A 12400-nucleotide genomic window follows, 5' to 3' on the forward strand; every position below is an offset into this window, starting at 1 on the left:
GTCCTGGCGGGTCCCGGCGCGCGGGTCAGAGCGCGCCGACGATGTCCTCGACCCGGGCCTTCGCGTCGCCGAAGAGCATCGCGGTGTTCTCGCGGAAGAACAGCGGGTTCTGCACGCCCGCGTAGCCGGAGGCCATCGAGCGCTTGAACACGATGACCTGGTTGGCCTCCCAGACGGTGAGGACCGGCATTCCGGCGATCGGGCTGCTGGGGTCCTCGGCCCCGGCCGGGTTGACCGTGTCGTTGGCGCCGATCACGAGGACGACGTCCGTGTCGGCGAAGTCGTCGTTGATCTCGTCCATCTCCAGGACGATGTCGTACGGCACCTTGGCCTCGGCGAGCAGCACGTTCATGTGGCCGGGCAGGCGACCGGCGACCGGGTGGATGCCGAACCGTACCTCGACGCCCTTCGCCCGCAGCTTCGCGGTGAGTTCCGCGACCGGGTACTGCGCCTGCGCCACGGCCATGCCGTAGCCGGGCGTGATGACCACGGACCGAGCCGCGCCCAGCAGTTCGGCGGCGGCCTGGGCGGTGATCTCCTGGTGCTCGCCGTAGTCGACGTCCGTGCCGGAGGGTGCCTCGATGCCGAAGCCGCCGGCGATCACGGAGATGAAGGAGCGGTTCATCGCCCTGCACATGATGTAGGACAGGTAGGCACCGGAGGAGCCGACGAGCGCGCCGGTGATGATCAGCAGGTCGTTGCCGAGCAGAAAGCCGGAGGCCGCCGCGGCCCAGCCGGAGTAGCTGTTGAGCATCGAGACCACGACCGGCATGTCGCCGCCGCCGATCGAGGCGACCAGGTGCCAGCCCAGGGCCAGCGCCAGGACGGTCACGACGATCAGCAGCCACAGCTCCGGCGTGATCACGAACCACACCGTCAGGGCGACGAACAGGCCCAGCGAGCCGAGGTTCAGCAGGTTCTTGCCGGGCAGCATCAGCGGCTTGGAGCTGATCTTCGCCGAGAGCTTCAGGTACGCCACGATCGAGCCGGTGAAGGTCACCGCACCGATGAACAGGCCGATGAACACCTCGGCGTGGTGGATGCCCAGCGTGCCGAGCGCGTCCAGGGCCTCGGCCTCGTGGCCGTCGGGCTCGTGCTCGACGTTCAGGAAGCCGTTCCAGCTGACCAGTACGGCCGCGAGCCCGACGAAGGAGTGCAGCAGCGCGATCAGTTCGGGCATGCCGGTCATCTCGACGCCCCGGGCCCGCTGCAGCCCGATCAGCGCGCCGATCAGCATGGCCACGGCCATCAGCCCGAGGCCCGCGGTGCTGATGTCGCCGTCGATCGCGAGCACGACCGTCGCGACGAGCGCGACGCCCATGCCGAGCATGCCGAACGCGTTGCCGAGCCGCGCGGACTCGTGCTTGGAGAGTCCTGCCAGCGCGAGGATGAACAGCAGCGCGGCAACGAGGTAGGCCGCCTGGGCGGCAATGGTCGCAGACATGTCAGCTCCGGTTGAACATGGCGAGCATGCGACGCGTCACCGCGAAGCCGCCGAAGACGTTGATACTGGCCAGAAGGATCGCCACGGACGACAGCACCGTGACCGTCGTGCTCGCCTGCCCGATCTGCAGGAGCGCGCCGACGACGATGATCCCGGAGATCGCGTTCGTCACCGACATCAGCGGCGTGTGCAGTGCGTGGTGCACATGGCCGATCACGTAGAAGCCGATGACGATCGCGAGCACGAAGACGGTCACATGGGGCAGCAGCGCCGCCGGCGCGAACGCGGCGGCGAGGAACAGCGCCAGCGCGCCGAGGGCCACGCCCCCGAACTTCCGCTTCGGCGTCATCGGCTCCTTCTTCGGCGACGGCTTCTCCTCGACCGTCCCGGAAGCAGGGGCAGGGGCCGCCGAGACCTGGACCGGCGGGGGCGGCCAGGCCGACTCGCCCTCGCGTACGACGGTGATCGAGCGCTGCACCGGGTCGTCCCAGTCGAGGACGAGCTCCGCGTCCTTGCCCGGCGTCATCAGCTTGAGCAGGTTCACCAGGTTCGTGCCGTACAGCTGCGAGGCCTGCGCCGGCAGCCGGCCCGCCAGATCGGTGTAGCCGATGATCGTCACGCCGTTCTCCGTGACGACCGTCTCGCCCTTCACGGTGCCCACCACGTTGCCGCCGTTGGCGGCCGCCATGTCCACGATCACGGAGCCCGGCTTCATGGCTGCCACCATCTCCGCGGTGATCAGCGTCGGCGCGGGACGCCCGGGGATCAGCGCGGTGGTGATGACGATGTCGGCCTCACGGCACTGCGCGCTGTAGAGCTCGACCTCGCGCGCCTTGTAGTCGTCGCCCATCTCCTTGGCGTAGCCCGTCTTCGAGACCTCGACCTCCGGGGACTCGATCGACAGGTACTCGCCGCCCAGCGACCGGACCTGGTCGGCCACCTCGGGCCGCGGGTCGGTCGCCCGTACGATCGCACCGAGCGACCCGGCCGCACCGATCGCGGCCAGACCCGCGACGCCGGCGCCCGCGACGAGCACCTTCGCCGGCGGCACCTTGCCCGCCGCCGTCACCTGGCCGGTGAAGAAGCGGCCGAACGCGTGCGCCGCCTCGACCACGGCCCGGTAGCCGGCGATGTTCGCCATCGAGGACAGCACGTCCATCGACTGCGCCCGGCTGATGCGCGGCACGGCGTCCATCGACAGCGCCGTGAACGGCCGGCGACCCAGCTCCTCGACCATCGCGGGGTCGAACGCCGGGGCGAACAGCGCGATCACGGTCGCCTCGGCCCGTACCCGGTCCAACTGCGCGGGGGCCGGGGCGTTGACCCCCAGCACCACGTCCGCGGCCGTCGCCTCACCGATGCGCGCCCCGGCGGCCTCGTAGGCGCTGTCGGTGAAGCCCGCGGCGACACCCGCGCCGGAGTCGACGACCACGTCGTACCCCAATTTACGGATCGGCTCGATCGTGGCCGGTGTGGCCGAGACGCGGCGCTCACCTGCCCGCGCCTCCTTGAGGACTCCGACAATCACGAGTGTGCTCCGTTCGCTGGCGTTGGCGTCGACGGCCTGTCTACGAACCCGACTCAGATTCGACTTCTGAACCCGCCCAGAATCGGGCCACTACCGCCTCCATCGGAAGCCTGCCAGCCGTGATCCATCCCACACCACCCCGACAGCACGGCCGGGAGTGGCTGAGCCGCACGTCAGAACGGGGTCCGAATACTCGATCGGACCGCCGAAGCGCAATGTGGTGCACGACATCGGCGCCCGCCCCCCGACCGGTGCCCCGGGCAGGTGACGGACGCCGCTGTCGTGCCGTCAGGAGACGGTGATGAACCGGGAGGTGCTCGGCACCCCTTGGGCGTCCAGGGCGAAGAGCATGTAGGTGCCCGGCAGGACCACCCCCTTGTCGGCCGGGATGGACACCGTGTACGTGCCGGGCGCCGCGGCCGTGGAGGCCAGCGGGACCCGCCGCTGGTCGTTGTCCGTGGAGTGGGTCGCGGCCGCGGCCCGCATCAGGACGAAGGAGGCCACCGGCTTGTCGGTGCTCACGGTGAGGGAGGTGCCGGCGGCGGCCCGGGGCGGTACGCCGCCGGTGATGACGGGACGCGGCTTGGGCGAGCCGTCCGCGTTGAGCAGGTACGGCGGGGTGAACACGGCCCCGTCGGCGTGGTTGGTGGCGCAGCTGCCGCACAGGCCGCCGCCGCCGGAGAAGATCCGCCCGTCCGGCAGCAGGTTCGCCACGCTGTGGTAGTTGCGCGGGATGGCCATGCTGGCGAGCGGGGTGAAGCGTCCGGTCGCCGGGTTCCACAGTTCGGGGGTCAGCACGGACGCGGCGTCGCTGAACGCCCCGGGGATCGCCTGCCCACCGAACACGGCGACCTTGCCGTCGGGCAGGACGACGCTGTTGCCGAAGGCGCGGGCGTAGCCCATGTCGCCGGTGCGCGCGGGCTGGACCTGATCGCCGTCGACGCTCACGGTGTACGCGCGCCGGGTGGCGGGCGTGTTCTCGTACGCGGGCGAGCCGCCCAGGGTGAGCAGCTTGCCGATGTCGTACGCGACGGCGTTGCCGGTCATGGCGTCCTGGCTGTCGCCCCGGGTGCCGGCGGAGGTGATGGTCCCGTTCCCGCCGGTCGTGATCCAGTTCATCTGCTTGCTCGGGCCCAGCTGGAGCACCTTGCCGCCCGAGGTGGCGTACAGCCACATGTGGTTGTCGGCCCGGTAGGCGCCACGGGGGTCGGCCGTCATCGCCGGGACGGCGGGGACGCCGGGGAGCTTGCGCCAGGTGCCGGTGTCCGGGGACCAGACCTCGCCGGACTTGTCGCCCGCGGCTCCGCTCCAGGATCCGCCGAGGACGAAGGCCTCGCCGGTGGAGAGCAGGGTCATGGCCTGGTAGCCGCGGGCGATGTTCATGTCGGCGGTCGCGGACCAGGCATCGGTGGCCGGGTCGTAGATGCTCGCCTTCTCCGCGTTGCTGCCGCCGGTGACCAGGACCCGGCCGTCGGCGAGCATCGCTATGCCCGGGCAGAACATGTCGTGGCCGGTGTTGTCGATGCGGCGCTGGGTGACCTGTCCCGTCTTGAGGTCCAGGATCGCGGTCTGGGTGTAGCCGTTGCTGCCTCCGAAGCGGTCGACCGCGTACGCCGACCAGGCCAGGAGTTTGTCGCCGGGCAGGACGGCGGTGGCCACCGGCACCAGGGGGAAGCCGGTGATCCTGCTCCATGAGCCGTGGGCGGCCGGGTTGGCCGGTCCGCTCAGGCGTATCTCGGCGGCGGAGGTCCAGGGCCCGCGGTTGCCGGCCTCGCGGGTCACGGTCAGGCGTATGTAGCGGGCGGTGCTCGCGCGGGTGAAGGTGGCTGTCTTGACGGTGTCGTCGTCGCGCCAGGTGCCCGTGGCGACGGGTGTGCCGAAGGTGGTGCCGTCGGTGCTGGTGGCGATGGTGTACGCGCCCGCGCGCCCGTTGATGCCGTACTTGCGGGGCTGGTAGACGAGGGCGGAGACGGTCGCGGTGCGGTGCATGTCGATGGTGATGCTGTGCGGCAGCGGAACCGGGGTCCCGTAATACCTGCTGTGCCAGATGGTGGCGGCATCACCGTCGAGGACGTTGGCCGCGCGGCCGTTCTCCTTGACGGTCTCCTCGTCGCTCGCGGTGGCGGTCCATCCGGTCCGGGGCAGGTCGACGGTGGCGGCCGGGGTTCCGGGGTCGCCGAGGAGGTTGATTTCCGCGGCCGAGGTCCACGGGCCGCGGTTGCCGGCCTCGGTGACGGCGGTGAGCCGGACGAACCGCGCGCCCTGCGGGGCGAATCCGAGAGTCTTCGCACTGCCGTCGTCGGCGAGCGTGCCGGTGGCGACCGGACTGCCCCAGTTCTGGCCGTCGGTGCTCACGCTGATGCGGTACTCGCCGATGCGCCCGTTGATCCCGATGGCGCGGGGCAGGTAGATGAGCGCCGAGACCACCGCCGTGCGGTGCATGTCGATGGTGATGCTGTGCGGCAGCGGAGCCGGGGTCCCGTAATACCTGCTGTGCCAGATGGTGGCGGCATCGCCGTCGAGAACGTTGGCCGCGCGGCCGTTCTCCCTGGTGATCTCCTCGTCGCTCGCGGTGGCGGTCCACCCGGTCCGGTTGAGCACGGGAGCCGCCGGCTCCATGGCGTTCGCCGGGGCCACGCCATGGTGGGGCGACAGCATCGCCGACTGCTGGTCAGCGGCCCCCGGCGTCGGCCGCGGTGTCGGGGCGCGGCCGCCCGACCCCGTGCTCGCCACGCCGAGCAGGGGGGTGAGCGCGACGAGCAGCGAGCCGAGGGCGACGGCGATGAGCAGGGGGGAGCGTCGGAACGCTCCGGCAAGGGCGCGCATGCGTCTGGGCTGCAATCGGACCTCCTGGGCGACCGTGAACCGCTGCGGGCCTTTCGAACATAGGGCAGAACGGTTCAACTCGACCGCAAAACAGAGGAGTTGGCGCGAACCTCCGCCAGAGGCGCGCAGGGCCGAAGAAGTCGAGCCCGATGAGGACGAGGGGCGTCTTCGCGACCTGCACCGCAGCGGGCTGACGGGGGTTCGCGGACACCGGGGCCCCAACCGCCCCCAAAAACGATTCGAGGCCGTATCGGATACTTCCGATACGGCCTCTGACCTGCGTAAAAGCAAGTCGGGACGACAGGATTTGAACCTGCGACCCCTTGACCCCCAGTCAAGTGCGCTACCAAGCTGCGCCACGTCCCGTTACCCGTCTGACCTGGGGTTTCCCCTGGCCGAACGCGCATGAGAACAATACCGCACTTTCCCCGGTGGTCACGCACGCGTTTCCTGCGCGCCCGCGTGTGGAGGTGCGCCGGGTGTGCGCGTTCACTCTCTGTGACAAGCCCCCGCGCCCCGGAGTACGACCGCGCGCCCGCTCCGGTGGGCCCGAAGGGGGGCCCGCGACGTCGGAGGCGGGTGCGACCTGGGCAGGAAGGGGGACGGCGGGGTTCGGGAATGCCGGTCTTCTGGGGAGGAAGGGGCGCATGTGGCGATACCAGCGCTCTCATCGCCATATGCCACCGACCTCCTTGCCATGGGCATGTGGCAAAAAGATGACCATGGGGAAGGAGTCCGGGATCCGGCCGAGAAGGCCAAGACCACACGAAACACAGTCAGAACCAATCGTCAACCGCTCCGGTTTCGGACAAACTTCGTGGCGATATTGATCCGTTCCGGAAAGATCAACACCATGAAGAGGTCGGCCTGTTCGGGACGGGACCACTGCCGATGCACCACCTGTTCGGACAACCCCGCCGGGCAGGCGTTTCGCAGGTGAGGACTCGTATGGACAGCTACTTCAGCAGCCGACTGCATCATGAGCTCAGGGAAACGGTCCGCGACTTCGCGGAGCGTGAGGTCCGGCCGCGGATAGCCGAGATGGAGGCGTCCCGTACGGTCCACCACGAGCTGTCCCGCAAGATCGCGGAGCAGGGCTGGCTGGGTGCGACAATCAGCCAGGAGTACGGGGGCATGGGCGCCGGCCACCTGGCCAAGACGATCATCATCGAGGAGCTCTCCCGGGTCAGCGGCGCCATGGGCGCCATGGTCCAGGCCTCCCAGCTGGGCACGGCCAAGATCGTCCACTTCGGCAGCGACGAGCAGCGCAAGACCTGGCTTCCGGAGATAGCCGCCGGCGCCTGCCTGCCCACCATCGCGGTCACCGAGCCCGAGTCCGGCGGCCACGTCCTCGGCATGAGCGCCAGCGCGGTCCGTGACGGCGACGACTACATCCTCAACGGCAGCAAGGTCTACGTCGGCAACAGCCACGTCGGCGATCTGCACGGTGTCGTGGTCAGGACCGGTCCGGGATCGAAGGGACTCACCGCCTTCCTGGTCGAATCCGATCGCCCGGGTTTCAGGACCGGTCCCCAGCAGCCGGCCATGGGCCTCCACGGCTTCAGCTTCGGTGAGCTGATCTTCGAGAACTGCCGGGTGCCGGCCTCCAACCGCCTCGGCGACGAGGGAGACGGCCTCGCCGTCGCGTACTCCTCCAGCGTGCTGTACGGCAGGGCCAACCTCACCGCCGTCTCGCTCGGCATCCACCAGGCGATCCTGGAGGAGACCACCCGCTTCGCCTCCGAGCGCATCCGCTACGGCAAGCCGCTCCACGACCTGCCCACGGTCAAGCTGAAGCTCGGGCAGATGCAGTCCCGGCTGATGACCGCCCGGCTGGCCGCGTACCACGCCGTGCACCTGCTCGACCAGGGCCTCTCCTGCGACACCGAGCTGATGAACGCCAAGCTCGTCAACGTCGAGTCGGCCATCGACTCCGGTCGCAACGCCATGGAGATCCACGCTGCCGCCGGCCTCTTCACGGACCGGGCCATCGAGCGCTACCTCCGGGACGCCCACCACATCTTCGCCCCCGCCGGCACCTCCGACATCCAGCTCCTGCGGCTGGCCGAGGTCGCTCTCGGCCAGGACAAGGGCAGCTGGTCGGAGCGGCTGTCCGAGCTGGTCCGCACGCCCGAGCCGGAGCCCGCGCACGTCTGATCACCCCACCCCCACGAGCCGGGAGCCCCGGTACGGCCGCTGCCGTACCGGGGCTCCCGGGTGTACGCGAGGAGGGGACGGTCAGAACATGCCGTCCTCACGGCGGTGGATCTGCTCCACGAGCTCCGCCGCCATCGCCTTGATCGTCTCCAGACCGGCCCGCCCCCACGGCCGTACATCGGTGTCGACCACGCAGATGGTGCCGAGCGCGACACCGGTACGGTCTATCAGCGGCGCCCCCATGTAGGAGCGGATGCCGATCTCGTCCACGACCGGGTTCCCCGCGAAGCGCGGGTAGTCGCAGACGTCCTCCAGTACGAGCGCCTTGCGCCGCACCACCACGTGCGGGCAGTAGCCGTGGTCACGGGCCATGAAGCGGCCGACGCCGCCACCGCCCGCGGCGGCCGCGCCCAGGTCGCTGCCGGAGTGGGTGCCCTCGGGGGTGTGCAGACCCGCGAAGAACTGCCGGTTCTCGTCGATGAAGTTCACCATCGAGAACGGGGCGCCGGTCACGTCGGCGAGCCGGTGGGCGAAGTCGTCGAACGCCGGGTCCGGTCGCTCCCCGAGACCGAGTTCGCGCAGCCGCTGCACGCGGGCGGGCGCGTCCTTGTCGATGGGGGTCAGCAGGAGGTGACCGGTCGGGTCGTAGGTCATGGCGTTGCTCCGTAGCTCGGCACGGTGTCCGGGATGGTGGTGAGCAGATGCTGGACGAGGGTCAGCAGGGTGCGGATGCCGGAGCTGGAGATCCGGGCGTCGCAGAGGACGACCGGCACCTCCGGCTTGAGGTCGAGGGCGGCCCGTACCTCATCCGGTTCGTAGCGGTAGGAGCCGTCGAACTCGTTGACCGCCACGATGAACTGGATCCCCCGCCGTTCGAAGAAGTCCACGGCGGAGAAGCACTCCTGGAGCCTGCGGGTGTCGGCCAGGACGACCGCGCCGAGCGCGCCCTCGGAGAGCTCGTCCCACATGAACCAGAAGCGCTCCTGGCCCGGGGTGCCGAAGAGGTACAGGACGTGCTGGTCGTCGAGCGTGATGCGGCCGAAGTCCATGGCGACGGTGGTCGTCGTCTTGGACTCCACGCCCTCCAGGCTGTCGGTGGCCGCGCTGACCGAGGTGAGCAGCTCCTCGGTGCTCAGCGGTTCGATCTCGCTGACCGCGCCCACGAGGGTCGTCTTGCCCACGCCGAATCCGCCCGCCACCAGGATCTTGAGCGCGGTGGGGAAGGGGTCGGTCGCGAAACTGTCGTGGCGCTCAGAGCCGTTGTCGTAGGCCATCGAGCACTGCCTCCAGCAAGGAACGGTCGGTGGGATTGGCGTGGAAGCGGGGCGCGCGGGCGGTCAGCGCCCCGCAGTCCACGAGGTCGGAGAGCAGGACCTTGGTGACGACGGCCGGGAGCCGTAAGTGCGCCGCGATCTCGGCCACCGAGGTGGGTCCGTCGCACAGCCCGAGGGCCAGGCTGTGCTCGGGACCCATGTGGGCCTGGGGGGTGGATCCGGTCGCCATCACCATGGACAGCAGGTCCAGTGCGGTGGTGGGTTTGGTCCGGCCGCCGCTCACGGTGTACGGGCGGATCAGCCGCCCGGCCGCGTCGTCGAGCCAGGGCCCTTCCTGATGAGACGTCACGCCTACTGCCCGAGACCGCCCACCGCGCCGGCGGCCTGCCGGGCGGGGGTGACCAGGTAGGGCCGGACGCTCTTGACGAGCATCGCCATCTCGTAGCCGAGGACCGCGGCGTCCGCCTCGCGCCCGGCGAGGACGGCCAGGCAGGTGCCGGAGCCCGCGGTGGAGACGAACAGGAGGGTGGAGTCGAGCTCCACGACCACCTGACGGACCTCGCCGCCGTCGCCGAACCGGGCGCCGGCGCTGCGGCCGAGCGAATAGAGCCCGGAGGCGAGGGCCGCCATGTGGTCGGCGGCGTCGGGGTCGAGACCGTGCACGGATTTCACGAGACCGTCGGAGGAGAGCAGGACGGCGTTGCGGGTGTAGGGGACCCGCTGGACCAGGCCGCTGAGCAGCCAGTCGAGGTCCGAGGAATGGCCGGTCGGCACATTGCTCGCCATGGTGATCTACTCCTTGTGCGCGTCGCCGGGACGCAGCGATTCATGGGGGGCGGGCTGGGATTCGGCGAGGCCGATGCCGCGCTGGAACGCGGCCATCAGACCCGGGTCGTGCAGGGCGTGCTCCTCGGTCTTGCGGGTCACGGGCTCGTCCCGCAGCTGCGGGACGATGTGCTCCTGTGCGCGCCTCTTGGGGAGCAGGGGCCGGCCGTCGTCCTCGGCACGGGGGGCCGGGGGGAGCGGCGAGAGCAGGTGGTCCGGCGGGCCCGTGTGCTCGGATCCGGCCGGCTGGGCCGGTATCGCGGGGGCGGGACCGGGGTCCCCGTACCCGCTCGGCTGCGCGCTCGTACGGAGGTACGGGTGCGAGCCGGGCATGGGGGGCTCCTCGTGACGGGCGGCGGCCCGCTCCGGGGAGGGCGAGGGTACGGACTGCGGTACGGGGGCGGTGGCGACCGGTCCGCTCGGGGCGGCCTGCACGGGCGTCTGCGGGTGGCCGGGGACGTGGCCCGGGGTGTGCGCCACGAGCGGGGCCGGTGCCTGGCTCGGCGCGGGGGCGGGAGCCTGGGCCGGGACGTGCCCGGGAGCGTGCGCCGGGGTGTGGCTCGGCGCCGGGGCCTGGGTGTGGCTCGGCATCTGCGTCGGTGCGCCGGCCGCGGGCGTGCTCTGGGGCTGGATCTGCACCTGGCCGGGCGGGATCGCCGCGGAGCCGGCGGTCGCGGCGGTCTGGCGCTCGTGCTGGGCGAGACCCTCGGGGTCGGAGCCGAGGAGGCCCTGCGGGAGCACGAGGACGGCCTGGACGCCACCGTAGATGTTGGACTGGAGGCGTACGGCGATGCCGTGGCGGCGGGCGAGCGCCGAGACGACGAAGAGGCCGATGCGGCCGTCCTGGAGCAGATGCGCGACGTTGACCTGGTCGGGGTCGGCGAGCAGGGCGTTCATCTTGTTCTGCTCGGTGACGGGCATGCCCAGGCCGCGGTCCTCGACCTCGATCGCGAGGCCCGCCGTGACGTACTGGGCGCGCAGCAGCACGGTGGTGTGCGGCGCGGAGAACAGCGTCGCGTTCTCGACGAGTTCGGCGAGGAGGTGGATGACGTCGGCCACGGCATGGCCCCGGAGCGTACCGTCGATCGGCGGGACGAGCTTCACGCGCGGGTACTGCTCGACCTCGGCGATGGAGGAGCGCAGCACCTCGGTCATGGTGACCGGGTTCGACCACTGGCGGCGGGAGATGGCGCCGCCGAGCACGGCGAGGTTCTCGGCGTGGCGGCGGATGCGGGTGGCCAGGTGGTCGACGTGGAACAGGCCCTTGAGCAGCTCGGGGTCCTCGACCTCGTTCTCCAGCTCGTCGAGGAGCTGGATCTCGCGGTGGACCAGGGACTGCAGGCGCCGGGCGAGGTTGACGAAGACCTCGACCTTCTGTTCGTTTCCGACGCTGCTGGAGAGCCGGGACGCCTGCACGACGGCTGCGACGGCTGCCTCGTGAGAGCGCGTCAGCTCCTGGGAGAGCAGGTCGAACTCGTCACCCGAGGCGGGCGTGGCCGGCTGCGCGGGGCGGGGCGGGGGGCCTTCTCCCCTGCGCAAGTGTTCGATGACCGTACGGAGTTCGCTCTGGCCCTGGGCGCTGGTGCGGCGCAGGGCGTTGCAGCGGTCGAGGACGGACTTGGCGGCCCGGTCCGCGCCGAGCGCGGCGGCGGTCACGGAGGCCACGGTGAGGGCGGCCGCTCCGGTGAGCGCGGCCCAGAGGCCGGGGGTGGGGCTGGCTCCCGTGGAGCGGATGGTGAAGAGGACGGCCGCCGCTCCGCCGAGGGCCACCGCGACGGCGGGGAGCACGGAGGTGCGCAGAAGTTGGGGGCGTATGCGGGCTTCCGCGGGAAGCGGCGCGGAGGCCTGCGCCGGGGGGTTGCTGTGGGTACCGGTGGCGGAGCGGGCGCCTGGCCGGCCGTGCCGCCCGCCCTCGCGTCGATCGGACCGCGAGGCGGGTGCGCGAAGTTGAGACATGAGTGTCCTTGGTACGTGCCCAGGAATCGGCGTACTGCGGGGGTGTTCTGCAGGGGGTCTACGGGGGAGGTGTTCTACAGACGTGCGATGAGCCTACCGATGATCATCAGCCACACACTGTAGTCGTCAACCGTTCATGTGCGGTGCGCAGTTGACAAACTTACCCGTAGAGCGGGCCGGTCTGGTATCGCCCCGTGCACGACAGGCCGAGAATGTTCGGCCGAAAGTCGATGCCGTGGCTTGGAGGGGGCTACGACGGGCGGGAACGGAAGAGGGCGGAGGCGTCCTCACGCCTCCGCCCTCTGCGGAAACCGCCCCCGACCGGAATCCCCCGGAGGAGGTGCGGGCAGGCCGGCCCCCGGGTGTGCGGGCGGCCCCGGGATCCTCCCT

Annotated in this window: 9 protein-coding genes and 1 tRNA gene; 1 reads left to right on the plus strand and 9 read right to left on the minus strand. The window is 70.8% G+C overall.

The features are described from left to right. Nucleotides 1–25: 25 nt before the first annotated feature. The 4 genes from pntB to AC07AW_RS18690 all read right to left on the minus strand — a co-directional run bounded on the left by pntB (nucleotide 26) and on the right by AC07AW_RS18690 (nucleotide 6164). Nucleotides 26–1444 carry a Re/Si-specific NAD(P)(+) transhydrogenase subunit beta gene (gene pntB / locus AC07AW_RS18675; protein ID WP_478816571.1) on the minus strand — a complete coding sequence of 473 codons (1419 nt, stop codon included), beginning with the start codon at nucleotides 1442–1444 and terminating at the stop codon, nucleotides 26–28. Nucleotide 1445: 1 nt separating this feature from the next. Continuing rightward, entirely contained in the window at nucleotides 1446–2972 is a 1527-nt protein-coding gene (locus AC07AW_RS18680) for a Re/Si-specific NAD(P)(+) transhydrogenase subunit alpha (RefSeq protein WP_478816572.1), read from the minus strand. A 288-nt stretch (nucleotides 2973–3260) separates the two neighbouring features. Continuing rightward, on the minus strand, nucleotides 3261–5813 hold the full coding sequence (locus AC07AW_RS18685) for a discoidin domain-containing protein (RefSeq protein ID WP_478816573.1): 2553 nt from the start codon (nucleotides 5811–5813) through the stop codon (nucleotides 3261–3263). A 277-nt stretch (nucleotides 5814–6090) separates the two neighbouring features. After that, nucleotides 6091–6164: transfer RNA gene (locus AC07AW_RS18690), tRNA-Pro, on the minus strand. Between the two features lie 582 nt (nucleotides 6165–6746). Between AC07AW_RS18690 and AC07AW_RS18695 the strand changes: the two genes are divergently transcribed. Beyond that, nucleotides 6747–7955: an acyl-CoA dehydrogenase family protein gene (locus tag AC07AW_RS18695; RefSeq protein WP_478816574.1), complete on the plus strand. Its 1209-nt coding sequence runs from the start codon at nucleotides 6747–6749 to the stop codon at nucleotides 7953–7955. Between the two features lie 81 nt (nucleotides 7956–8036). Here the strand turns inward: AC07AW_RS18695 and AC07AW_RS18700 are convergent, their stop codons facing one another. Genes AC07AW_RS18700 through AC07AW_RS18720 form a run of 5 tightly spaced genes read right to left on the minus strand, consistent with a single transcriptional unit; the run spans nucleotide 8037 to nucleotide 12010 of the window. Further along, complete coding sequence (locus tag AC07AW_RS18700) at nucleotides 8037–8609, minus strand: GAF domain-containing protein (RefSeq protein WP_478816575.1); 573 nt, start codon at nucleotides 8607–8609, stop codon at nucleotides 8037–8039. Further along, on the minus strand, nucleotides 8606–9229 hold the full coding sequence (locus AC07AW_RS18705; protein ID WP_478816576.1) for a GTP-binding protein: 624 nt from the start codon (nucleotides 9227–9229) through the stop codon (nucleotides 8606–8608). Before AC07AW_RS18705 ends, AC07AW_RS18700 begins: the two co-directional genes overlap by 4 nt. Beyond that, nucleotides 9207–9578, minus strand: a complete 372-nt coding sequence (locus AC07AW_RS18710; protein WP_189806647.1) for a DUF742 domain-containing protein — start codon at nucleotides 9576–9578, stop codon at nucleotides 9207–9209. The genes AC07AW_RS18705 and AC07AW_RS18710 overlap by 23 nt, the downstream gene beginning before the upstream one ends. A 2-nt stretch (nucleotides 9579–9580) precedes the next feature. Then, nucleotides 9581–10015, minus strand: coding sequence for a roadblock/LC7 domain-containing protein (locus AC07AW_RS18715; RefSeq protein ID WP_041132185.1), 435 nt, complete (start codon nucleotides 10013–10015; stop codon nucleotides 9581–9583). A 6-nt stretch (nucleotides 10016–10021) separates the two neighbouring features. Further along, nucleotides 10022–12010, minus strand: a complete 1989-nt coding sequence (locus tag AC07AW_RS18720; RefSeq protein WP_478816577.1) for a sensor histidine kinase — start codon at nucleotides 12008–12010, stop codon at nucleotides 10022–10024. Nucleotides 12011–12400: the final 390 nt, after the last annotated feature.

It is taken from the genome of Streptomyces sp. NPDC044003, from assembly GCF_056435185.1.

Coding starts and splice junctions, on each gene's coding strand:
- pntB (WP_478816571.1), bottom strand. CDS start 1,444: ATGTCTGCGACCATTGCCGCCCAGGCGGCCTACCTCGTTGCCGCGCTG.
- AC07AW_RS18695 (WP_478816574.1), top strand. CDS start 6,747: ATGGACAGCTACTTCAGCAGCCGACTGCATCATGAGCTCAGGGAAACG.
- AC07AW_RS18700 (WP_478816575.1), bottom strand. CDS start 8,609: ATGACCTACGACCCGACCGGTCACCTCCTGCTGACCCCCATCGACAAG.
- AC07AW_RS18705 (WP_478816576.1), bottom strand. CDS start 9,229: ATGGCCTACGACAACGGCTCTGAGCGCCACGACAGTTTCGCGACCGAC.
- AC07AW_RS18715 (WP_041132185.1), bottom strand. CDS start 10,015: ATGGCGAGCAATGTGCCGACCGGCCATTCCTCGGACCTCGACTGGCTG.
- AC07AW_RS18720 (WP_478816577.1), bottom strand. CDS start 12,010: ATGTCTCAACTTCGCGCACCCGCCTCGCGGTCCGATCGACGCGAGGGC.